This is a genomic window from Bacillus toyonensis BCT-7112 (assembly GCF_000496285.1).
GTDB lineage: Bacteria > Bacillota > Bacilli > Bacillales > Bacillaceae_G > Bacillus_A > Bacillus_A toyonensis.
Genome location: NC_022781.1, coordinates 1,125,308 through 1,148,120, shown reverse-complemented (window position 1 = coordinate 1,148,120; position 22,813 = coordinate 1,125,308). Strand labels below are relative to the sequence as shown.

At 37.7% G+C, this 22,813-nt stretch carries 23 protein-coding genes and 1 other annotated feature; all 23 genes read left to right on the top strand.

Going from position 1 to position 22,813, the window contains the following annotated elements; all coding sequences use genetic code 11:
* The first annotated feature begins 9 nt into the window (after positions 1-9).
* The 23 genes from sigE to pyrE all read left to right on the top strand — a co-directional run bounded on the left by sigE (position 10) and on the right by pyrE (position 22,803).
* The gene (sigE, locus tag BTOYO_RS05765; RefSeq protein ID WP_000976947.1) at positions 10-729 is read left to right on the top strand and encodes an RNA polymerase sporulation sigma factor SigE; all 720 of its coding nucleotides are present in this window, start codon (positions 10-12) and stop codon (positions 727-729) included.
* Positions 730-886: 157 nt separating this feature from the next.
* A complete protein-coding gene (gene sigG / locus BTOYO_RS05760) occupies positions 887-1,666 on the top strand; it encodes an RNA polymerase sporulation sigma factor SigG (RefSeq protein WP_000197755.1) in 780 nt (259 codons plus the stop codon).
* A gap of 171 nt (positions 1,667-1,837) precedes the next feature.
* The gene (locus BTOYO_RS05755) at positions 1,838-2,122 is read left to right on the top strand and encodes a YlmC/YmxH family sporulation protein (RefSeq protein ID WP_033657297.1); all 285 of its coding nucleotides are present in this window, start codon (positions 1,838-1,840) and stop codon (positions 2,120-2,122) included.
* A gap of 118 nt (positions 2,123-2,240) precedes the next feature.
* Positions 2,241-3,059 carry a peptidoglycan editing factor PgeF gene (gene pgeF, locus BTOYO_RS05750; protein WP_001209015.1) on the top strand — a complete coding sequence of 273 codons (819 nt, stop codon included), beginning with the start codon at positions 2,241-2,243 and terminating at the stop codon, positions 3,057-3,059.
* Positions 3,056-3,730, top strand: a complete 675-nt coding sequence (locus BTOYO_RS05745) for a YggS family pyridoxal phosphate-dependent enzyme (RefSeq protein ID WP_000218001.1) — start codon at positions 3,056-3,058, stop codon at positions 3,728-3,730. The genes pgeF and BTOYO_RS05745 overlap by 4 nt, the downstream gene beginning before the upstream one ends.
* 19 nt (positions 3,731-3,749) lie before the next feature.
* Positions 3,750-4,220, top strand: a complete 471-nt coding sequence (locus BTOYO_RS05740) for a cell division protein SepF (protein ID WP_000119137.1) — start codon at positions 3,750-3,752, stop codon at positions 4,218-4,220.
* A gap of 6 nt (positions 4,221-4,226) precedes the next feature.
* On the top strand, positions 4,227-4,490 hold the full coding sequence (locus tag BTOYO_RS05735; RefSeq protein ID WP_000214326.1) for a YggT family protein: 264 nt from the start codon (positions 4,227-4,229) through the stop codon (positions 4,488-4,490).
* Positions 4,491-4,505: 15 nt separating this feature from the next.
* Positions 4,506-5,273, top strand: a complete 768-nt coding sequence (locus BTOYO_RS05730; RefSeq protein WP_000029703.1) for a YlmH family RNA-binding protein — start codon at positions 4,506-4,508, stop codon at positions 5,271-5,273.
* Positions 5,274-5,362: 89 nt separating this feature from the next.
* On the top strand, positions 5,363-5,869 hold the full coding sequence (gene divIVA / locus BTOYO_RS05725) for a septum site-determining protein DivIVA (RefSeq protein ID WP_001131611.1): 507 nt from the start codon (positions 5,363-5,365) through the stop codon (positions 5,867-5,869).
* A 51-nt stretch (positions 5,870-5,920) separates the two neighbouring features.
* Positions 5,921-6,145, top strand: a binding site (T-box leader).
* 71 nt (positions 6,146-6,216) lie between these two features.
* Positions 6,217-8,982: an isoleucine--tRNA ligase gene (gene ileS2 / locus BTOYO_RS05720; RefSeq protein WP_000455940.1), complete on the top strand. Its 2,766-nt coding sequence runs from the start codon at positions 6,217-6,219 to the stop codon at positions 8,980-8,982.
* A gap of 156 nt (positions 8,983-9,138) precedes the next feature.
* Positions 9,139-9,468: a TraR/DksA C4-type zinc finger protein gene (locus BTOYO_RS05715; RefSeq protein ID WP_001002952.1), complete on the top strand. Its 330-nt coding sequence runs from the start codon at positions 9,139-9,141 to the stop codon at positions 9,466-9,468.
* Between the two features lie 124 nt (positions 9,469-9,592).
* A complete protein-coding gene (gene lspA, locus BTOYO_RS05710; RefSeq protein ID WP_000642176.1) occupies positions 9,593-10,051 on the top strand; it encodes a lipoprotein signal peptidase LspA in 459 nt (152 codons plus the stop codon).
* A gap of 4 nt (positions 10,052-10,055) precedes the next feature.
* Positions 10,056-10,964, top strand: a complete 909-nt coding sequence (locus tag BTOYO_RS05705) for an RluA family pseudouridine synthase (RefSeq protein WP_000005848.1) — start codon at positions 10,056-10,058, stop codon at positions 10,962-10,964.
* Between the two features lie 204 nt (positions 10,965-11,168).
* The gene (pyrR, locus tag BTOYO_RS05700; protein WP_001156491.1) at positions 11,169-11,711 is read left to right on the top strand and encodes a bifunctional pyrimidine operon transcriptional regulator/uracil phosphoribosyltransferase; all 543 of its coding nucleotides are present in this window, start codon (positions 11,169-11,171) and stop codon (positions 11,709-11,711) included.
* A 146-nt stretch (positions 11,712-11,857) separates the two neighbouring features.
* Positions 11,858-13,141, top strand: a complete 1,284-nt coding sequence (gene uraA, locus BTOYO_RS05695; protein WP_000435917.1) for a uracil permease — start codon at positions 11,858-11,860, stop codon at positions 13,139-13,141.
* Positions 13,142-13,289: 148 nt separating this feature from the next.
* On the top strand, positions 13,290-14,204 hold the full coding sequence (gene pyrB / locus BTOYO_RS05690; protein WP_000018838.1) for an aspartate carbamoyltransferase: 915 nt from the start codon (positions 13,290-13,292) through the stop codon (positions 14,202-14,204).
* Positions 14,188-15,474 (top strand): dihydroorotase, encoded by a 1,287-nt coding sequence (pyrC, locus tag BTOYO_RS05685; protein ID WP_001108361.1) that lies wholly within the window; start codon positions 14,188-14,190, stop codon positions 15,472-15,474. The genes pyrB and pyrC overlap by 17 nt, the downstream gene beginning before the upstream one ends.
* Positions 15,471-16,568, top strand: a complete 1,098-nt coding sequence (locus BTOYO_RS05680; protein WP_000828672.1) for a carbamoyl phosphate synthase small subunit — start codon at positions 15,471-15,473, stop codon at positions 16,566-16,568. Before pyrC ends, BTOYO_RS05680 begins: the two co-directional genes overlap by 4 nt.
* Positions 16,553-19,771, top strand: a complete 3,219-nt coding sequence (carB, locus tag BTOYO_RS05675) for a carbamoyl-phosphate synthase large subunit (RefSeq protein WP_001126140.1) — start codon at positions 16,553-16,555, stop codon at positions 19,769-19,771. Before BTOYO_RS05680 ends, carB begins: the two co-directional genes overlap by 16 nt.
* Complete coding sequence (pyrK, locus tag BTOYO_RS05670; RefSeq protein ID WP_000983363.1) at positions 19,768-20,547, top strand: dihydroorotate oxidase B electron transfer subunit; 780 nt, start codon at positions 19,768-19,770, stop codon at positions 20,545-20,547. The genes carB and pyrK overlap by 4 nt, the downstream gene beginning before the upstream one ends.
* Positions 20,544-21,473 carry a dihydroorotate oxidase B catalytic subunit gene (pyrD, locus tag BTOYO_RS05665; protein WP_001081059.1) on the top strand — a complete coding sequence of 310 codons (930 nt, stop codon included), beginning with the start codon at positions 20,544-20,546 and terminating at the stop codon, positions 21,471-21,473. Before pyrK ends, pyrD begins: the two co-directional genes overlap by 4 nt.
* Positions 21,458-22,174, top strand: coding sequence for an orotidine-5'-phosphate decarboxylase (gene pyrF, locus BTOYO_RS05660; protein WP_000083496.1), 717 nt, complete (start codon positions 21,458-21,460; stop codon positions 22,172-22,174). The genes pyrD and pyrF overlap by 16 nt, the downstream gene beginning before the upstream one ends.
* On the top strand, positions 22,171-22,803 hold the full coding sequence (pyrE, locus tag BTOYO_RS05655) for an orotate phosphoribosyltransferase (protein WP_000711460.1): 633 nt from the start codon (positions 22,171-22,173) through the stop codon (positions 22,801-22,803). Before pyrF ends, pyrE begins: the two co-directional genes overlap by 4 nt.
* The last annotated feature ends 10 nt before the right edge of the window (positions 22,804-22,813 follow it).

The following is a 22,813-nucleotide window of genomic DNA, read 5'->3' as shown; positions in this document are numbered from 1 at the left end:
CGGGATAATATGATGAAATTAAAATTTTATTTAGTATACCTTTGGTATAAAGTATTGCTGAAACTAGGAATTAAGACCGATGAAATTTATTATATTGGTGGAAGTGAAGCGTTGCCACCGCCGTTAACGAAAGAAGAAGAAGAAGTTCTTTTGAATAAATTGCCAAAAGGCGATCAAGCTGCAAGGTCATTACTTATTGAACGCAACTTACGGCTAGTTGTATATATAGCAAGGAAATTTGAAAATACAGGGATAAATATTGAAGATTTAATCAGTATAGGAACAATTGGCCTTATTAAAGCGGTAAATACATTTAATCCAGAAAAGAAAATAAAATTAGCAACATATGCATCTCGTTGTATAGAAAATGAGATTTTAATGCATTTGCGCCGAAATAATAAAAATCGTTCGGAAGTGTCTTTTGATGAACCGCTTAACATTGATTGGGATGGGAATGAACTGTTGTTATCAGATGTATTAGGTACAGATGATGATATTATTACAAAAGATTTAGAGGCTACTGTAGATCGTCATCTTCTAATGAAAGCATTGCACCAATTAAATGATCGGGAAAAACAAATTATGGAGCTTCGATTTGGGCTTGCTGGAGAAGAGGAAAAGACGCAAAAAGATGTGGCGGATATGCTTGGGATTTCACAGTCATACATTTCACGTTTAGAAAAAAGAATCATAAAAAGGTTACGAAAAGAATTTAATAAAATGGTGTAAAGAATAAGACCAGCCTTTATGTAGGCTGGTCTTATTCTGTTTAGTTGTAGAAGAAGGGGGAATTAAAATGAAAAATGAAGAGAAAACCACATGCATAAAATCCCCTTCAAAGGAAATACTTTACACTGTACAGCAACTCCCGATAGGAGGGAACACTTTGACGAGAAACAAAGTAGAAATTTGCGGTGTTGATACAGCAAAACTTCCAGTACTAAAAAATGAAGAAATGCGTAAATTATTTCGTGAAATGCAAAGTGGAGAGATAAGCGCAAGAGAGAAATTAGTGAATGGAAACTTACGTCTTGTATTGAGCGTCATCCAAAGATTTAATAACAGAGGAGAATATGTTGACGATTTATTTCAAGTTGGTTGCATCGGACTTATGAAATCCATTGATAACTTTGATTTAGGCCAAAATGTAAAATTTTCAACGTATGCTGTGCCGATGATTATTGGAGAAATACGCAGATATTTGCGTGACAACAATCCGATTCGCGTATCTCGCTCGTTACGAGATATTGCGTATAAAGCGTTGCAAGTAAGAGAAAAATTGATCGCAGAAAATTCAAAAGAACCAACAGCAATGGATATTGCAAAAGTGCTAGAAGTGACTCACGAAGAGATTGTATTTGCTTTAGATGCGATTCAAGATCCAGTGTCATTATTTGAGCCGATTTATAACGATGGGGGAGATCCTATCTTTGTTATGGATCAATTAAGTGATGAAAAACAAAAGGACGAGCAGTGGGTTGAAGAGTTAGCGCTGAAAGAAGGCATGAAGCGTTTAAATGATCGTGAAAAGATGATTATTCGAAAACGGTTCTTTCAAGGAAAAACACAAATGGAAGTTGCAGAAGAAATCGGGATTTCTCAAGCTCAAGTATCACGCTTAGAGAAATCGGCTATTAAACAAATGAATAAAACGATTCAAGGATAAGGTCTCACCATTTATGGTGAGGCCTTTTTATATGTACTATTATAGTTTGCGTTCATAGCAATGAGGTCGTGTTCATATAATGAAAATAATATGAACCTTAGTAGCGGTTACTTCCTGTTAATATGAAATACAGTAGTCTGTGTACTTCCAATTCGCCATATAAGGGAGAGGATGAGAGTGATACGGATTTCAGAGTTACAGATGAAGGATGTTATAAATATTTCAGATGGGAAAAGGCTTGGAAATATTGGAGATATTGAGATTGATATCGATACAGGGAAGATTTGCTCTATTATTATTTCCAAACAGGCACGTATGCTTGGGATTTTTGGGAAAGACGTAGAAATTATAGTTCCTTGGGAGGAAGTTATGAAAATCGGGGAAGATGTCATACTTGTAAGAGTAAATCCTGTTAATTCTGTAACAGAATCAATACAAACAACGACAATTTCATAAAGAATATTACAAATTCCTCTTTTTTTTCTGTTGGTATTATGAAAAAATAAAAGTATGGTAAAATAGACAGGAAGTACCATGCTTTTTTCTGTTATTTTAATTAAAAAGGAGCCGCTTTATGAGAGAACCATTTAAATATGTGGACGGTATACTGTATTTACAAGCGTGGAAAGAACTTGGAAACATTACTGCTGGATTTACGACAAAAGATGGTGGGATAAGTACGGGCTCCTTTCATGCGATGAATTTAGGATTACATGTGAATGATATCGTGGAGAACGTTCATGAAAACAGACGCATTTTAGCAAATAAGTTACAAAAACCATTGGAAAACTGGATTTGCTCTGAACAAGTTCATGATCACCAGGTTGAAAAAGTAGGACAACAAGAAAAAGGAAGTGGCGTCTATTCATATGAGGATGGCATTTCAAAAACAGATGGCATTTATACGACTAATAACGATGTTCTTTTAACGTCTTGTTACGCGGATTGTGTCCCACTCTATTTTTATGCACCATCACATGGTATGATAGGACTTGCGCATGCTGGGTGGAAAGGGACTGTAAAAGAGATTGCAAATGAAATGATTCAAAAATGGAGTGCAGAAGGGATTTCAAGTGATGAAATTCATGTTGCAATTGGACCGGCAATCGGATCTTGTTGTTATGTTGTTGATGATAGAGTGTTAACAGCGGCACAGCAAGTAGTAAACGGTTCTGTCCCATATAAAAAAATTTCTGATGGACAGTACGCAATTAATTTAAAAGAAATTAATCGTGTATTATGTGTACAAGCAGGCATAAAAGAAGAGCATATTGTAATGTCATCTCTTTGTACAAGCTGTGAAGAACAACTATTTTTCTCTCATCGTCGTGATCAAGGGAAGACAGGGAGAATGTTGAGTTTCATAGGTTTTAAGGAGGAAGAAAACAAGTGACAGTACAAGAAAATTTAATAATTGTAAACGAAGCTATTAAAGAATCTTGCACACGAGCTGGACGTTCGTTGCAAGATATTAAACTTGTTGCAGTTACAAAAACTGTAGGGATTGAAAAAACAAACGAAGTAATGGAAGCTGGAATTATCGATTTAGGTGAAAATAGAAATGAAGGTTTCTTACAGAAATACGAGCATTTTGGCTCAAAAGTTAATTGGCACTTTATTGGCTCATTACAAACGAGAAAAGTAAAAGAAATCATTAATGAAATTGATTATTTACATTCGTTAGATCGTCTTTCTCTGGCGAAAGAAATTCAGAAACGTGCTGATAAGAAAGTGAAATGCTTTATTCAAGTGAAAACCTCATCTGAAGAATCAAAGCAAGGATTGGCAATAGAAGAAACAGTTTCTTTTATTCAAAGTTTGCAAGAATTGGATAAGATTGAAGTGGTTGGACTAATGACGATGGCGCCATTTACAGAAGAAGAGGAAGAAGTTCGTCGCTGCTTTAAGGACTTGCGCAAGCTACAAATAGAGGTGCAGGAGCTAAATCTATTACATGCGCCATGTAAAGAATTATCAATGGGAATGTCCAATGATTACACGATTGCAATTGAAGAAGGTGCTACATATATTCGTTTGGGAACGATTTTAGTAGGAAAAGCGTAAAAGGAAGGAGAATCTTATTATGAGTTGGTCAAAAGTAAAATACTTCTTTTTTGATACACCAGAAGAAAAAGAAGCAGCTCAATATAGCTATGAAAAGGAGCAAACGGATATGAAGAAGCAGCAAGATCCGCCGGAACAACAAGATGTTACGTTTCCGAAAGCACAACCGAAACAAAATGTTGTGAGCATTGAAACGGCAAAGCAATCTTCAAAAGTTGTTTTATTAGAACCACGCACGTATTCGGAAGCGCAAGGTATTGCGGACCATTTGAAAGGTAGACGAGCTGTTGTAATTAATTTGCAAAGAATGTCTACTGATCAAGCAGTACGTATCGTTGACTTTTTAAGTGGTACTGTATACGCTATAGGCGGGGACATTCAAAAAATAGGACCGAAAACATTTATGTGTACACCTGAAAATGTAGATATTGTTGGTGCAATTTCAGAATTATTCGGCGAAGAAGAAGAAACAAATATAAAGAGGTGGTAATACGCCATGACAACCGTTTTAAATGTTTTACTTACTGCTATCGAGATTTACTCGTGGGCACTTATCATTTACATCCTCCTATCATGGTTTCCTGGTGCAAAGGAATCAACTTTTGGAGATTTTCTTGCACGTATTTGTGAACCGTATTTAGAACCATTTCGCAGATTTATTCCGCCGTTTGGTATGATTGATATCTCTCCACTCGTTGCGATTTTTGCGTTAAAACTTGCTAAAAGTGGTTTGTTCAGTTTGTTCAGCTATTTCTTGTAATAAGAGGCTAAATACATGAGCATTTACGAACATTTCAGACCTGATGAAGAGGTCTTTGTAGATAAAGTGCTAGAGTGGAAGCGAGCAGCAGAGTACCATCAAGTGAAACTAACAGATTTCCTTGATCCAAGACAGCAACAAATTGTTTCTATGGTAATTGGACAAGGAGATGTTGCTGTGCAATTTGATGGTGCAACGCCTTACGCAGAGCGTAGAAGAGCACTTATTTATCCAGACTATCTAGAATTAAATGAAGAAGAATTTCAAGTAGAAGTATTAGAAATTGACTATCCTTCCAAGTTTTATACGCTAGAACATAGGCAAATATTAGGTACATTTATGTCACTTGGTTTAACGAGAGAAAAATGTGGTGATATTTTGCTTCAAGAAAATCGTGCCCAAATTGTAGTTGCGAAAGAAATCGTATCTTACATTGAGATGAACTTACAAGCAATAGGGAAAGTAAAAGTCTCCTTATCAGCAGTACAAGGAGAACAAATTCTACAGACTCATGAAACGTGGGGAGAGAAATCTGGAACGGTTTCTTCACTTCGCTTAGATGTTATGTTGGCTGAAATGTTACATATATCCAGACAGAAAGTGCAACCTTTCATAAAAAATGGTTTAGTAAAAGTCAATTGGAAAACAGTAGAGCAAACTTCTTATGAATGTTATCCAGGAGATGTGTTTTCGGTGAGAGGATATGGGCGAAGTAAATTGTTTTCTGTAGAAGGTAGAACAAAACGCGACAAATGGAGAATTTTGTATGGTATACTAAAATGATTGGTTTTTTAGAAGGAAATCCTCCTATTTTGTCGAAGAAAAGATATAATTGAAAGAGGAAATTTAGATAACTACTTGGAGGTGGCGTTGTGCCGTTAACACCATTAGATATTCATAACAAAGAATTTGGTCGCGGATTCCGTGGCTATGATGAAGATCAAGTAAATGAGTTTCTTGATCAAATTATCAAAGATTATGAATTAGTCATTCGTGAGAAAAAAGCTTTAGAAGAAAAAGTTGCGCAATTAGAAGGAAAGTTAGATCATTTTTCTAACATTGAAGATACGTTAAACAAATCTATCGTTGTTGCACAAGAAGCAGCGGAAGAAGTAAAACGTAATGCGCAAAAAGAAGCGAAATTAATCGTACGTGAAGCTGAAAAAAATGCAGATCGTATCATTAACGAAGCTTTAGTAAAATCAAGAAAAGTTGCTTTTGATATTGAAGAGCTAAAGAAACAAGCGAAAGTATTCCGAACTCGTTTCCGTATGTTATTAGAGACACAGCTTGAAATGCTAAACAACGATGATTGGGATAAACTAATTGAGTTAGAAGACGAAGTAGATGAGCTGTTGAAAAAAGAAGAAACAGTGTAAGCTTGACGTTTTTCTCATTATTACATATAATTTTAAACAACATATTTATTAAGAAAAACGAAGATAGGGATAAGTACCTTTTCAAACCTTATATAGCGAACTGAGGACGGTGTAAGCTCAGGATAAGGAGATTAGTGGGAATATCACCCTGGAGTTCCGCGCTGAACAAATAGAGTAAGCGTAGGCGTGTATTCGCGTTAAGAATATAAAGAGGGTTTTATACATATGTATAGAATCTACTAGGGTGGTACCGCGGGAGACTTTCTCGTCCCTTTTTGGGATGAGAAGGTCTCTTTTTTATTCCGTTTTTTAAGTATTTCTTTTATACATGTAAGGAGGAATTGAGCATGGAGTACAAAAATACATTACTGATGCCAAAAACAGAGTTCCCAATGCGTGGGAATTTACCAAAACGTGAGCCTGCAATGCAAGAAAAATGGGCTGAAATGAATATTTATGAAAAAGTACAAGAACATACAAAAGGCCGTCCTTTATTTGTGTTGCATGATGGACCTCCATATGCGAATGGTGACATTCATATGGGACATGCATTAAATAAAGTGTTAAAAGACTTTATTGTTCGCTATAAGTCAATGACTGGTTTCAGTGCACCATATGTTCCAGGTTGGGATACGCACGGTTTACCAATCGAACAAGCGTTAACGAATAAAGGTGTAAAACGTAAAGAAATGACAGTTGCTGAGTTCCGTAAGTTATGTGCAGAGTATGCATATGAACAAGTAGAACGTCAACGTGAACAATTTAAGCGCCTAGGTGTACGTGCAGATTGGGATAATCCATATATTACTTTAGAGCCAGCTTATGAAGCACAACAAATTAAAGTGTTTGGTGATATGGCGAAAAAAGGTTACATCTATAAAGGGCAAAAACCAGTTTACTGGTCTCCAACAAGTGAGTCTGCTTTAGCAGAAGCTGAAATTGAATACCAAGATAAAAAATCAGCATCTATTTATGTAGCGTTCCCTGTAAAAGACGGAAAGAACGTATTAGAAGGTGATGAGAAATTTATCATTTGGACAACAACTCCTTGGACATTACCTGCGAACTTAGGTATTTCTGTTCATCCAGAGCTTGAATATAGCATTGTAAAAGTAAATGACGAGAAATATATTATCGCTTCTGAATTATTTGAGACAGTTGCAAAAACGTTAGAGTGGGAAAAAGCTGAAGTTGTGAAAACGGTAAAAGGTAGCGAACTTGAGTATACAGTTGCAAAACACCCATTCTACGAGCGTGATTCATTAGTTATGCTAGGAGATCACGTAACAACAGATGCAGGTACAGGTTGTGTTCATACAGCACCAGGACATGGGGAAGATGACTTCGTTGTTGGTAAAAAGTATGGATTAGAAGTACTTTGCCCAGTTGATGATAAAGGTGTATTAACAAATGAAGCACCTGGATTTGAAGGCTTATTCTATGATAAAGCTAACAAGCCAATTACAGAAAAATTAGAAGAAGTAGGCGCGTTACTGAAACTAACATTCATTACGCATTCATACCCACATGATTGGAGAACGAAAAAACCAATTATTTTCCGTGCGACAGCACAGTGGTTTGCATCTATTGAAGCATTCCGTAAAGAGTTATTAGAAGCTGTTGCGGAAACGAAATGGGTACCAGCATGGGGCGAAACTCGTCTTCATAACATGGTTCGTGACCGTGGTGACTGGTGTATTTCTCGTCAGCGTGCATGGGGTGTGCCAATTCCTGTATTCTATGCTGAGAATGGTGATCCAATTATTACAGATGAAACAATTAACCATGTAGCAGATTTATTCCGTGAACACGGTTCTAACGTATGGTTTGAGCGTGAAGCGAAAGATTTATTACCAGAAGGATTTACACATCCAGGTAGCCCAAATGGTGAATTCCGTAAAGAAACAGATATCATGGATGTATGGTTCGACTCAGGTTCATCTCACCAAGCGGTATTAGAAGAGCGCGATGACTTACAACGTCCAGCTGATTTATATTTAGAAGGATCTGACCAATATCGTGGTTGGTTTAACTCTTCATTATCAACAGCAGTTGCTGTAACAGGTAAAGCTCCATATAAAGGCGTACTAAGCCATGGTTTCGTACTAGATGGTGAAGGACGTAAAATGAGTAAGTCGATTGGAAACATCGTCGTACCGAAGAAAATTATGGATCAATTAGGCGGAGATATTTTACGTTTATGGGTATCATCTGTTGACTATCAATCTGACGTACGTATTTCAGATGATATTTTAAAACAAGTAGCAGAAGTGTATCGTAAAATCCGTAACACATTCCGTTTCTTATTAGGCAACTTAGATGACTTTAAGCCAAGTGAAAACACAGTAGCGGTAGCTGAACTTCGTGAAGTAGATCGTTACATGTTAGTGAAGTTAAATGACTTAATTACAAAAGTAAAAGAAGCATATGAAACATATGACTTTGCTGCTGTATATCATGCTATTCACAACTTCTGTACAATTGATCTAAGTTCATTCTACTTAGACTTTGCAAAAGACATTTTATACATTGAAGGTGCAAATCACGCGGATCGTCGTGCAATTCAAACTGTATTATATGACGTTCTTGTTGCATTAACGAAACTTGTAACACCAATCTTACCTCATACAGCTGATGAAGTATGGCCATATGTTCCAGGTGTAACAGAAGAAAGCGTACAGTTAACTAACATGCCGGAAGCTACAGAAGTAGAGGGTTCGGAAGCGTTAAAAGCGAAATGGGATGCATTTATGACATTACGTGATGACGTATTAAAAGCGTTAGAAGTAGCTCGTAATGAGAAAGTAATTGGTAAGTCATTAAATGCGAGCATTACTCTTTATCCAACTGCAGAAATGAAAGTAATGTTAGAGTCTATTAGCGAAGACTTGAAGCAATTATTCATCGTTTCTGAATATAAACTTGGTGGTATGATGGAAGAAGCTCCAGCAGATGCGCCTAAGTATGAGCATACAGCGGTTGTCGTTTCTCAAGCAACTGGTGAAACATGCGAACGTTGTTGGGTAGTTTCAGAAACAATTGGTAAAGATGCTGAACATGAAACATTATGTGAGCGTTGTGCATCAGTTGTTAAAGAAAACTATGTAAAATAATAAAAAAACTGACTGCTATTGATGCAGTCAGTTTTTTTATTGATGGTATATCGAAATAACTTTCAGGCTCTTTCCTGTGAAGGAAAAATGTGTGTGAGGTAAGCAAATAAATTTCGGACACACTAACTGTACATTACAGCTAGGAGGAATGTACACGTGAATGAAATTTACATGGAAATAAAAGAAGAATTGCAATTGATGAGAAAAGAGTTGCAAGAGAGACTAGCTAAAGAAGTAATGCACAAATATGATGCTGAGTTCAGCCAAGAGCTTGGATATGAAATTAAGGAAGAGATAAAGAAAAAATTGCTATTACATGATATAAAAGAGGACTTAAAGGATGTAGAACGCGCATTATTTAAAATGGAAATAGATATGTACGGTATTTGTGAAGAGACGGGGAGAGTAATTTCGACAAAGCAAATGAAAACAATGCCGACTGCCCGTACGATTCATGAATTTTTCTATGAAAAGGTAAATGTATGAATACGCACAACGATATTATATTACCTTTTTTTAATTTATTTTATTCTTCTATAAAGGTTCATTGTGAAAAGGTAGCAGCTATGCTAAAATTTTGAGGTACACTGTCTTTGTGGGGGAAATGAAAATGATATATTATGTAATAGCGTTATTTGTCATTGCCATCGATCAAATATCGAAGTGGCTAATTGTAAAGAACATGGAATTGGGTATGAGCATTCCGATAATCGATAATGTATTATACATAACATCACATCGAAATAGAGGAGCTGCCTGGGGGATTTTAGAAAATAAAATGTGGTTTTTCTACATTATTACGGTTGTCTTTGTAGTATTTATCGTAATGTATATGAAAAAATATGCACAAACAGACAAGCTTCTAGGAATTTCATTAGGTCTAATTTTAGGTGGAGCAATTGGTAACTTTATTGATCGTGTATTTAGACAAGAAGTAGTGGATTTTATTCACGTGTATATTTTCTCGTACAACTATCCAGTATTCAATGTAGCTGATTCAGCGTTATGTATTGGTGTTGTATTAATTATTATTCAAACATTATTAGAAGGCAAGAAAACGAAGGAGTAATTGAATGAGTGAAGTAGTACAGGTAACAGTTGCAGAAGAACAAAAAAGTGAGCGAATCGATAAATTCGTTGCAGAAATTAACAGTGAATGGTCACGTTCACAAGTACAGCAATGGATTAAAGATGATGTTGTAACAGTGAATGGGAAATCGGTAAAAGTAAATTATAAAGTTAAAGAAAATGATGAAATTACAGTAACGATTCCTGATCCGGAAGAGTTAGATATTCAAGCGGAAGATATGAACTTAGAAATTTATTATGAAGATGCAGATGTACTTGTTGTAAATAAGCCACGTGGTATGGTTGTACATCCAGCACCAGGTCATACAAGTGGCACACTTGTGAATGGTCTTATGCATCATTGTACAGATTTATCAGGCATTAACGGTGTAATGCGTCCTGGTATCGTGCATCGTATTGATAAAGATACATCTGGCCTATTAATGGTTGCTAAAAATGATATGGCACACGAATCACTTGTAAATCAACTTGTAGCAAAAACAGTAACAAGACGTTACAAAGCGATTGTACACGGTGTTATTCCGCATGATAAGGGAACGATTGATGCTCCGATTGCTCGTGATAAGAAAGAACGTCAAAGTATGACAGTTGATGAAAATGGTAAGCATGCTGTTACGCATTTCCAAGTGTTAGAGCGTTTCAAAGATTTCACACTTGTAGAATGTCGCTTAGAAACAGGACGTACACACCAAATTCGTGTTCATATGAAATATATTGGCTATCCACTTGCAGGAGATCCAAAGTATGGACCAAAGAAAACATTAGACATGAATGGACAGGCACTTCATGCAGGTATTTTAGGATTTGACCACCCTCGTACTGGTGAATATATTCAGTTTGAGGCACCGATTCCAGAAGTGTTTGAAGAGACTTTAAATATTTTACGGAAATAGTATTGACAAATCATGAGAAAACTGAGATACTGACAACAGTTAAATAATGATCCTTTAACACAGCCCCGTGAGGTTGAGAAGGTAACGGTTTGAAATACTTAGGGTATGTTGTACCCTTTTTTCAAAAGTCCTCTCGCACACGCTGAGAGGACTTTTTTTATACCATTACTCTCACGCAAGAAAAATAGCTTGGAGGTGTAGAGCATGCAGGAAAAAGCTGTCGTTTTAGATGACCAAATGATTCGCCGCGCTTTAACACGAATTAGTCATGAAATTGTGGAACGAAATAAAGGTGTGGATAATTGTGTTCTTGTCGGAATTAAAACACGTGGAATTTTTATTGCACAACGTTTGGCAGAACGAATTGGTCAGATTGAAGGAAAAGAGATGGAAGTAGGAGAGTTAGATATAACTTTATATCGTGATGACTTAACACTTCAATCAAAGAATAAAGAACCACTAGTAAAAGGTTCAGATATTCCAGTAGATATTACGAAGAAAAAAGTAATCCTTGTAGATGATGTATTGTATACAGGAAGAACAGTTCGAGCTGCGATGGATGCTCTTATGGATTTAGGAAGACCATCACAAATTCAATTAGCTGTCCTTGTAGATAGAGGACATCGTGAATTACCAATTCGCGCTGATTATGTAGGAAAGAACATTCCAACATCAAGTGAAGAGCGTATCGAAGTTGATTTGCAAGAGACAGATCAACAAGATCGAGTAAGTATATACGATAAGTAAAGCCCTTTTAAATGTAGTCCTGTGAGGCTGCCAAAGGGTCTTGGCTTTCATATGTCGAATTTGGCATACGAAAGTATAGGACTCTTTGTGCACAGGCACAAAGAGTTTTTTTATTGCAAAGATTTAAACTGAAGGAGGATGTAACAATGGAACAAAAGCCAGTGTTAGACGTTAATGAAGTACCGAAACCGGGAAAATGGTTATTTTTAAGTATACAACATTTGTTCGCGATGTTTGGATCAACAGTGCTTGTTCCATTTTTAACAGGATTGAATCCGTCAGTAGCGTTAATATCAAGTGGATTAGGAACGCTAGCGTTTCTTCTTATAACGAAAGGTCAAGTACCTGCGTATTTAGGATCATCATTCGCCTTTATCGCACCGATTATTGCAGCAAAAACAGCAGGTGGCCCCGGAGCAGCGATGCTTGGTGGCTTACTTGCAGGAATGGTGTACATCTTAATTTCAATCGGAATTAAGAAATCTGGATCAGCGTGGATTATGAAATTACTGCCGCCAATCGTAGTTGGTCCGGTAGTAATGGTAATCGGTTTAGCTTTAGCACATACAGCAGTGAACATGGCGATGAACGGTGCGGATGGTAAGTATAGCATTACACACTTTTCAGTAGCACTAGTAACATTAGCAATTACAATCATTTGCTCCATATTTGGAAGAGGATTTTTCAGCATCATACCGGTGTTACTTGGAATCATCGGCGGATATATCTTCGCTTACTTCCAAGGGCTAGTAGATTTAAAACCGGTAGCTGAGGCGAAATGGTTTGTCGTACCTGATTTCACAGTACCGTTTGTAACATACACACCAGAGTTTTCGTGGAAGATTGTACTCTTAATGGTGCCAGTAGCACTAGTAACAATTTCAGAACATATCGGACATCAAATTGTACTTGGAAATGTTATTAAAAGAGATTTAATTGAAAAACCAGGTTTACACCGTTCAATCTTTGGGGATGGGGTAGCAACATTAATCGCATCACTAATCGGTGGACCACCGAATACAACATACGGTGAAAACATCGGTGTGCTAGCAATTACGAGAGCGTATAGTGTATACTTATTCATCGGTTCAGCAGTATTCGCAATCATGTTTGGATTTATCGGGAAGATTTCAGCACTGATCCACTCGATTCCAACACCAGTTATGGGTGGTGTATCAATCTTACTATTCGGTGTAATCGCATCAAGTGGTTTACGCATGATGGTAGATGATAGAACAGATTTAAGTGACAAACGAAACTTAATGATTGCATCAGTTATACTAGTAATTGGTATTGGCGGAGCGGTACTTCACGTAGGAGAATCGTTCCAAGTAGAAGGAATGGCACTAGCAGCAATTGTAGGTGTACTGTTAAATCTACTACTACCAGAAACGAAACAAATAAAACAATCTAAGCAGATTGCTTCATAAAAACAACCTTTTAATTCAGTCCTGTGAGACAGAAAAGGGTGGCTTCTTCCTTGCACCCTAGTCTCACATGACTAGGGTATTTTTATGCAAATGTTGTTATAAATATCCATAAATGCTATCATAAAAATTAGAAAGACGAGGGATGACGATGAGCCATTTGTTAACGATGAGTGAATTATCGGAACTAGAAATTTCAGAAATCCTAAAAGACGCAGAAGATTTCGCGAATGGGAAAGAGAGTAAAACAACAGAGCAAACTTTTGTTGCGAACTTGTTCTTTGAGAATAGTACGAGAACGAGATTTAGCTTCGAAGTTGCTGAGAAGAGATTAGGACTTGACGTATTAAACTTTTCAGCAGATTCATCTAGCGTACAAAAAGGAGAAACGTTATACGACACGATAAAAACACTGGAATCAATCGGAACAAAAGCGGTAGTCATCCGCCACGAGCAAGATCGTTACTTCGATGAGCTAAAAGATCAAGTAAACATTCCAATCTTAAATGCTGGAGATGGATGCGGAAATCATCCAACGCAATGTCTGCTCGACCTTCTAACAATTAAACAAGAGTTTGGAAGTTTTGAAGGTTTAAAGATTGCAATTGTTGGAGATATTCGCCATAGCCGAGTAGCACGATCCAATGCTGAAACATTAACGAAGCTTGGGGCAACGATTTATTTTGCAAGCCCAGAAGAGTGGAAAGATGAAAAAAACACATTTGGAACGTACAAAAACTTAGATGAGCTAGTTCCAGAAGTTGATGTAATGATGTTACTTCGTGTACAGCATGAGCGTCATGATCATTATGAAACAGACATTATGAAAGAGTATCATGAAAAACACGGATTAACGCTTGAAAGAGAAAAACGTATGAAAGAAGGAAGCATTATTATGCATCCAGCTCCTTTCAACCGGGATGTGGAAATTGCAAGTGAACTTGTTGAGTGTGAGCGTTCACGCATATTTAAACAAATGGAAAATGGAGTTTACGTAAGAATGGCTGTACTAAAACGCGCCTTACCAAATGTATTAGGAGGAATGAAACATGAATTATTTGTTTAAAAATGGTCGTTATATGAATGAAGAAGGAATAATCGTAGCAACAGATCTTCTCGTACAAGACGGTAAAATTGCGAAAGTAGCAGAAAATATTACGGCAGATAATGCTGAAGTAATCGATGTGAACGGAAAGTTAATCGCACCTGGATTAGTAGATGTACATGTACATCTTCGTGAGCCAGGTGGTGAACATAAAGAAACAATTGCAACAGGCACACTAGCAGCGGCAAAAGGTGGATTCACTACAATTTGCGCAATGCCAAATACACGTCCAGTACCAGATTGCAGGGAACATATGGAAGACTTACAAAAACGTATTAAAGAAAAAGCACACGTAAATGTATTACCATATGGAGCAATTACAGTACGTCAAGCAGGTTCTGAAATGACAGATTTCGAAACGTTAAAAGAGCTTGGAGCATTCGCTTTCACTGATGATGGAGTAGGCGTACAAGATGCGAGCATGATGCTAGCTGCTATGAAGCGTGCAGCGAAGTTGAATATGGCAGTAGTTGCACACTGTGAAGAAAATACACTTATTAATAAAGGTTGTGTACATGAAGGGAAGTTTTCTGAGAAACACGGATTAAACGGTATCCCATCAGTATGTGAATCTGTACATATTGCAAGGGATATACTGCTTGCTGAGGCGGCAGATTGTCACTATCACGTATGTCACGTAAGTACGAAAGGGTCTGTACGTGTAATCCGTGATGCAAAACGTGCTGGAATTAAAGTAACAGCAGAAGTAACACCGCATCACTTAGTGTTATGTGAAGATGATATCCCATCAGCTGATCCTAACTTTAAAATGAACCCACCGCTTCGTGGAAAAGAAGACCACGCAGCGTTAATTGAAGGGCTATTAGATGGAACGATCGATATGATCGCAACTGACCATGCACCGCATACAGCGGAAGAGAAAGCACAAGGAATTGAAAGAGCACCATTCGGAATTACTGGTTTTGAAACAGCATTCCCACTTCTATACACAAACCTTGTGAAAAAAGGAATTATTACATTAGAACAGTTAATTCAATTCTTAACAGAAAAACCAGCTGATACATTCGGTTTAGAAGCAGGTCGCCTGAAAGAAGGTAGAGTAGCTGATATTACAATCATTGATTTAGAACAAGAAGAAGAGATTGATCCAAAAACTTTCTTATCAAAAGGAAAAAATACACCATTCGCAGGTTGGAAATGCCAAGGATGGCCGGTAATGACAATCGTTGGCGGTAAGATCGCATGGCAAAAGGAGAGTGCATTAGTATGAAAAGACAACTTATCTTAGAAGATGGAACAGTATTAATTGGAAAAGGTTTCGGAGGCGAAATCGAAAAGTCAGGTGAGGTTGTATTTACAACAGGAATGACTGGATATCAAGAAACATTATCTGATCCATCATATTGCGGTCAAATCGTAACATTTACGTACCCATTAATCGGAAACTACGGCATTAACCGTGACGATTTTGAATCCATTCACCCATCTGTAAATGGTTTAATCGTAAATGAAATTTGTGATCATCCATCAAACTTCCGTAATGAAATTTCGTTAAATGATTACTTAAAAGAAAGAAACATTCCAGGATTAGCAGGAATTGATACGAGAAAATTAACGAGAAAAATTCGTCAATACGGTACATTACGCGGACGACTTTGTAACATGGATGCAGATGTAGAGTACATTGTGAGCCAATTAAAAGCGACAGTATTTACAGATCATGTAAAACGCGTATCAACGAAAGACCCATACCCAAGCCCAGGCCGTGGTCATCGAGTTGTACTTGTAGACTTCGGAATGAAACATGGTATTTTAAGAGAATTAAATAAGCGTGACTGTGATGTAATTGTAGTACCTTACAATACAACAGCAGAAGAGATTTTACGCCTTAGCCCAGATGGAATTATGTTAAGTAATGGACCTGGGGATCCAAAAGATGTACCAGAAGCAATTGAAATGTTAAAAGACATTATCGGTAAAGTTCCTTTATTCGGGATTTGCTTAGGACATCAGTTATTCGCATTAGCATCTGGTGCAAATACAAGTAAGTTGAAGTTCGGTCATCGTGGTTTAAATCATCCAGTAAAAAATCTTGCAACTGGAAAAGTAGCAATTACTTCTCAAAACCATGGATACGCAGTAGAAGAAGAGTCAGTTGAAAATACAAATCTTGAAATTACACATGTTGCTTTAAATGATGGAACAGTAGAAGGTCTTCGTCATACGAAGTTTCCAGCATTTACAGTACAATACCATCCAGAAGCTTCAGCGGGACCAGAAGATGCAAATGATTTATTCGAAGATTTCTTAGAAATGATTGAAAACTTCAAGAAAGAAGGGGAAGAGTTATGCCAAAACGCCTAGACATTAACACAATTTTAGTAATCGGATCAGGACCAATTGTAATTGGGCAAGCAGCAGAGTTTGATTACTCTGGTACACAAGCTTGTCAATCTCTTAGAGAAGAAGGTTACAAAGTAATCCTTGTTAACTCTAACCCAGCAACAATTATGACAGATACTGCAACAGCAGATAAAGTATATATAGAACCATTAACATTAGAATTCGTAAGCCGTATCATTCGTAAAGAACGTCCAGATGCAATCCTACCAACATTAGGTGGTCAAACAGGCCTAAATATGGCTGTTGAACTTGCGAAATCAGGCATACTTGAAGAATGCGGAGTTGAAATTTTAGGAACAAAATTATCAGCAATTGAGCAAGCGGAAGATCGTGATTTATTCCGTACATTAATGCAGGAATTAAATGAACCAATTCCATCTAGTACCATTATTCATACGCTAGAAGAAGCACATGAATTTGTAAAAGAAATTGGTTATCCAGTTATTGTTCGCCCAGCATTTACAATGGGGGGAACAGGTGGCGGAATCTGTAGTAATGAAGAAGAACTAATTGAAATCGTATCAGGTGGATTAAAACATAGTCCAGTAACACAATGTTTATTAGAAAAGAGCATTGCTGGTTGTAAGGAAATTGAATATGAAGTAATGCGTGATTCGAATGATAACGCGATTGTAGTATGTAACATGGAAAATATCGATCCAGTTGGGGTTCACACAGGTGATTCAATCGTTGTAGCACCGAGTCAAACATTAAGTGACCGTGAGTATCAAATGTTACGAAACACTTCATTACGAATTATTCGTGCATTAGGAATCGAAGGTGGCTGTAACGTTCAGCTTGCACTAGATCCGCATAGCTTCCAATACTATGTAATCGAAGTAAATCCGCGTGTGAGTCGTTCATCTGCACTAGCATCTAAAGCAACTGGATATCCAATTGCGAAGTTAGCAGCGAAAATTGCAGTCGGTTTAACATTAGATGAAATTGTAAATCCAGTAACACAAAAAACATACGCTTGCTTCGAGCCAGCATTAGACTATGTCGTTTCAAAAATTCCACGTTGGCCATTTGATAAGTTCGAATCAGCAAACAGAACGCTTGGTACACAAATGAAGGCAACTGGTGAAGTTATGTCAATTGGACGTAACTTAGAGCAATCATTATTAAAAGCGGTTCGTTCTTTAGAGCTAGGGATTTATCACTTAGAATTAGACCATTTAAAAGAACTTGATAAAGAAACAATGAAAAAACGTATTATAAAAGCTGACGATGAGCGTCTGTTCGTTGTAGCAGAAGCAATCCGTCAAGGTGTAACGAAAGAAGAAATTAATTCATGGTGTGAAATGGACTTCTTCTTCTTACAAAAAATTGAAAACATCGTAAACATGGAACACGAAGTAAAAGAAAATGCAGGAAATATGGAAGTGTTACAATCTGCAAAAGAAATGGGATTCAGTGATCATTACATCGCCAATGCTTGGAACAAAACAGAGCGTGAAATTTACGATATGCGTAAAGAAAGTAATATGACTCCTGTTTATAAAATGGTAGATACTTGTGCGGCAGAGTTTGAATCTGCAACACCTTACTACTACAGCACATACGGTGACGAGAATGAATCGGTTATAACAGATCGTAAGAGTGTGGTTGTACTAGGGTCTGGTCCAATCCGTATCGGTCAAGGTGTTGAGTTTGACTACGCAACAGTTCACTCTGTATGGGCAATTAAAGAAGCTGGATATGAGGCAATCATTGTAAATAACAACCCAGAAACAGTTTCAACAGACTTCAGTATTTCTGACAAATTATACTTTGAACCATTAACGATTGAAGATGTAATGCACATTATCGATTTAGAAAAGCCAGAAGGTGTTATCGTACAATTCGGTGGACAAACGGCAATTAACTTAGCGGCGAAATTAGAAGAACACGGTGTGAAAATTTTAGGAACATCACTTGAAGATTTAGACCGCGCAGAAGATCGAGATAAATTCGAAGCTGCATTAACAAAATTAGGAATCCCACAACCAGTTGGTAAAACAGCAACAACTGTAGAACAAGCGGTAGCAATCGCTGAAGAAATTGGTTACCCAGTATTAGTAAGACCATCTTACGTACTAGGTGGACGTGCGATGGAAATCGTATATCGTCAAGAAGAACTACTGCACTACATGAAAAATGCAGTTAAAGTTCATGCAGAGCATCCGGTATTAATCGACCGTTACATGGTTGGTAAAGAAATTGAAGTAGATGCAATTTCAGACGGTGAGAATGTGTTCATTCCAGGTATTATGGAACATATTGAACGCGCTGGAGTTCACTCTGGGGATTCAATTGGAGTATATCCACCACAAAGCTTATCTGACGAACTAAAAGAACAAATTATTGAACATACAATTGCACTTGGAAAAGGATTAAACATTGTTGGGTTACTAAATATCCAGTTTGTAGTATTCAAAGATCAAGTGTATGTAATTGAAGTAAACCCACGTGCGAGCCGTACAGTACCATTCTTAAGTAAAATTACAGGCGTACCGATGGCGAATGTTGCAACGAAAGTTATTTTAGGTCAAAACCTAATAGAGCAAGGATACGGAACGGGCTATCACCCAGAAGAGAAAGAAGTGTATGTAAAAGCACCAGTATTCTCATTTGCGAAACTACGCTCAGTTGATACAACATTAGGACCTGAAATGAAATCAACAGGGGAAGTAATGGGGAAAGACTTAACGCTTGAAAAAGCATTATACAAAGGGCTAGTTGCCTCAGGAATTAACATCCCAACGCACGGATCCGTAATCATCACTGTAGCGGATAAAGATAAAGAAGAGGCGATGGAAATTGCAAAACGTTTCCATGAAATCGGCTATAACTTATTAGCAACAGCTGGAACGGCACAAACATTAGCAGAGCAAAATATCCCAGTACAAGTTGTAAACAAAATTGATTCTGAAGACTACAACTTACTAGATATTATTCGCCAAGGAAAAGCACAGTTTGTAATCAATACATTAACAAAAGGAAAACAACCAGCGCGTGATGGTTTCCGCATTCGCCGTGAATCAGTAGAAAACGGTGTGGCTTGCTTAACATCACTTGATACAACGAGAGCAATCTTACGAGTATTAGAATCTATGACATTCTCAGCTCATTCAATGAAAGAAATTACGCAAACAAAGCGTCACGAGGTGGTACATGCATGATGCAAAAGCAAAATATGATCGTCGTTAACCAAAAAGAAATCGCAAAAAACATTTACGAATTAGTGCTTCAAGGAACGTTAGTACAGCAAATGAACGAACCAGGGCAGTTTGTACACATTAAGGTAGCAGAGGGCATTGCGCCCCTTCTGCGCCGCCCGATTAGTATTTGTAATGTAGATCAAGAGAAGAACGAGTTTACAATGCTATATCGTGCGGAAGGACAAGGGACAAAAACATTAGCAACTAGAAAACAAGGTGAAATGGTAGATGTACTAGGACCACTAGGACACGGTTTTCCTGTAGAAGAAGCAGAAACAGGACAAACGGCTTTATTAGTAGGCGGGGGAATTGGGGTACCACCACTTTATGAATTATCACAGCGCCTCGTTGCAAAAGGTGTACGTGTGATTCACATCTTAGGTTTTCAAACGAAAGATGTTGTTTTCTATGAAGAAAAATTTGCAGAACTTGGTGATACGTACGTTGCAACAGTAGACGGCACACACGGTACAAAGGGATTTGTTACAGATGTAATTGATAATTACGGAATCGACTTTGACATTCTTTATTCATGTGGCCCGTTAGCGATGCTTCGTGCATTAGAAGGACGTTACAAAGAGAAAAAAGCCTATATTTCATTAGAAGAACGTATGGGTTGTGGTATTGGAGCTTGTTTCGCATGTGTATGCCACTTACAAGAAGATCCAAGTGGACATTCTTATAAGAAGGTGTGTAGCGACGGACCGGTATTTCCAATTGGGGAGGTTGTACTATGAACAGATTGCAAGTTGAATTACCAGGATTGTCATTAAAAAATCCAATTATACCAGCATCTGGATGCTTTGGATTTGGTCGTGAATATGCACAGTTTTACGATTTAAGTGTACTAGGATCAATCATGATTAAAGCGACGACAGAACAACCACGTTATGGAAATCCGACGCCTCGTGTTGCTGAAACACCAGGCGGCATGTTAAATGCAATCGGACTTCAAAACCCAGGTTTAGAAAAAGTAATGAATTCTGAATTACCATGGTTAGAACAATTTGATCTTCCAATCATTGCGAATGTTGCGGGCTCACAAGCTGAGGATTACGTAGCAGTTGCAAAGGAAATTTCTAAAGCGCCTAATGTCCATGCACTAGAATTAAATATTTCTTGTCCGAACGTAAAAACAGGTGGTATCGCTTTTGGTACAAATCCTGAAATTGCTGCTGATTTAACGAAGCGAGTAAAAGAGGTTTCTGAAGTACCTGTATACGTGAAATTGTCACCGAACGTGGCAAACATTGTGGAAATTGCAAAAGCGATTGAAAATGCAGGTGCAGATGGTTTAACGATGATTAATACATTGCTTGGTATGCGTCTAGATTTAAAAACAGCCCAACCAATTTTAGCAAACCGTACGGGCGGACTATCAGGTCCTGTGATTAAGCCAGTAGCAATTCGTATGGTACATGAAGTAAGCCAAGCGGTTAACATTCCAATTATCGGAATGGGTGGTATTGAGTCAGCAGAAGATGTAATTGAGTTCTTCTACGCTGGTGCAAGCGCAGTTGCAGTAGGTACAGCGAACTTCATAGATCCGTTCGTATGTCCGACAATTATTGAAGAGTTACCAGCATTACTAGATGAATTAGGATTTGATCACATTTCGGAATGTCAAGGAAGGAGCTGGAAGCAAACATGTCACAGTCGTTAATCGTTGCACTAGATTTTCCGGGGAAACAAGATGTAGAACAATTCTTGCGCCACTTTGAAGGGGAAGAGTTATTTGTCAAAGTTGGTATGGAGTTATTTTACAAAGAAGGCCCTGCGATTATTACGTACTTAAAAGAAAAAGGACATAAAATCTTTCTAGATTTAAAACTTCATGATATTCCGAATACAGTAAAAAGCGCTATGCGTAGCCTAGCTAGTCTAGATGTTGATATGGTAAATGTTCATGCTGCTGGGGGAAGCAGTATGATGAAAGCTGCGATTGAGGGATTAGAGGAAGGTAAGCAAGAAGGAAAAGAGAGACCGATTTGTATTGCAGTTACACAACTAACAAGCACTTCGGAAGCTATGATGAAAAAAGAGATCGGCATTGAGAAAACGTTAGAAGAAGCGGTTGCTCATTATGCAAAATTAACGAAAGAAAGTGGACTTGATGGCGTTGTTTGCTCAACGCTTGAAGTTCCAAAATTACGTGAAGTATGCGGGAATGAATTTGTAACAGTAACACCGGGGATCCGTCTTGCAAGCGATGATGTGAATGATCAGGTGCGCGTAGCAACACCGAAACGTGCGAGGGAACTTGGCTCAAGCTACATCGTAGTTGGGCGTAGTATTACAAAAGCAGAAAATCCGCTTGAAGCGTATAAAACAGTAAAACAACAGTGGGAAGGTGTAACAGTATGAAAAAAGAAATCGCATCGCATTTATTAGAAATTGGAGCAGTATTTTTACAACCGAATGATCCATTCACTTGGTCTTCAGGTATGAAATCACCAATTTATTGTGATAACCGTTTAACTTTATCTTATCCAAAAGTACGTCAAGCGATTGCAGCTGGATTAGAAGAGTTAATTAAAGAGCACTTCCCAACTGTAGAGGTTATTGCAGGAACAGCAACTGCTGGTATTGCGCACGCTGCATGGGTAAGCGATCGTATGAATTTACCAATGTGCTACGTACGTAGTAAAGCAAAAGGCCACGGTAAAGGGAATCAAATTGAAGGAAAAGCTGAAAAAGGTCAAAAAGTTGTAGTAGTAGAAGACTTAATTTCAACTGGTGGTAGTGCAATTACATGTGTAGAAGCACTTCGCGAAGCAGGCTGTGAAGTATTAGGAATCGTATCAATCTTCACATACGAGTTAGAAGCAGGAAAAGAAAAACTAGAAGCAGCTAACGTAGCATCATACTCTTTAAGCGACTACAGTGCATTAACTGAAGTAGCAGCAGAAAAAGGTATGATCGGACAAGCTGAAACGAAAAAATTACAAGAGTGGCGTAAAAATCCAGCTAACGAAGCTTGGATCACAGCGTAATATGAAAAAA

Coding starts and splice junctions, on each gene's coding strand:
- BTOYO_RS05740 (WP_000119137.1), top strand. CDS start 3,750: ATGAGTTGGTCAAAAGTAAAATACTTCTTTTTTGATACACCAGAAGAA.
- pyrF (WP_000083496.1), top strand. CDS start 21,458: ATGTCACAGTCGTTAATCGTTGCACTAGATTTTCCGGGGAAACAAGAT.
- pyrK (WP_000983363.1), top strand. CDS start 19,768: ATGATGCAAAAGCAAAATATGATCGTCGTTAACCAAAAAGAAATCGCA.
- uraA (WP_000435917.1), top strand. CDS start 11,858: ATGGAACAAAAGCCAGTGTTAGACGTTAATGAAGTACCGAAACCGGGA.
- pyrD (WP_001081059.1), top strand. CDS start 20,544: ATGAACAGATTGCAAGTTGAATTACCAGGATTGTCATTAAAAAATCCA.
- BTOYO_RS05705 (WP_000005848.1), top strand. CDS start 10,056: ATGAGTGAAGTAGTACAGGTAACAGTTGCAGAAGAACAAAAAAGTGAG.
- ileS2 (WP_000455940.1), top strand. CDS start 6,217: ATGGAGTACAAAAATACATTACTGATGCCAAAAACAGAGTTCCCAATG.
- lspA (WP_000642176.1), top strand. CDS start 9,593: ATGATATATTATGTAATAGCGTTATTTGTCATTGCCATCGATCAAATA.
- pgeF (WP_001209015.1), top strand. CDS start 2,241: ATGAGAGAACCATTTAAATATGTGGACGGTATACTGTATTTACAAGCG.
- carB (WP_001126140.1), top strand. CDS start 16,553: ATGCCAAAACGCCTAGACATTAACACAATTTTAGTAATCGGATCAGGA.
- BTOYO_RS05755 (WP_033657297.1), top strand. CDS start 1,838: ATGAGAGTGATACGGATTTCAGAGTTACAGATGAAGGATGTTATAAAT.
- BTOYO_RS05680 (WP_000828672.1), top strand. CDS start 15,471: ATGAAAAGACAACTTATCTTAGAAGATGGAACAGTATTAATTGGAAAA.
- sigE (WP_000976947.1), top strand. CDS start 10: ATGATGAAATTAAAATTTTATTTAGTATACCTTTGGTATAAAGTATTG.
- pyrE (WP_000711460.1), top strand. CDS start 22,171: ATGAAAAAAGAAATCGCATCGCATTTATTAGAAATTGGAGCAGTATTT.
- BTOYO_RS05735 (WP_000214326.1), top strand. CDS start 4,227: ATGACAACCGTTTTAAATGTTTTACTTACTGCTATCGAGATTTACTCG.
- BTOYO_RS05730 (WP_000029703.1), top strand. CDS start 4,506: ATGAGCATTTACGAACATTTCAGACCTGATGAAGAGGTCTTTGTAGAT.
- pyrB (WP_000018838.1), top strand. CDS start 13,290: ATGAGCCATTTGTTAACGATGAGTGAATTATCGGAACTAGAAATTTCA.
- pyrC (WP_001108361.1), top strand. CDS start 14,188: ATGAATTATTTGTTTAAAAATGGTCGTTATATGAATGAAGAAGGAATA.
- pyrR (WP_001156491.1), top strand. CDS start 11,169: ATGCAGGAAAAAGCTGTCGTTTTAGATGACCAAATGATTCGCCGCGCT.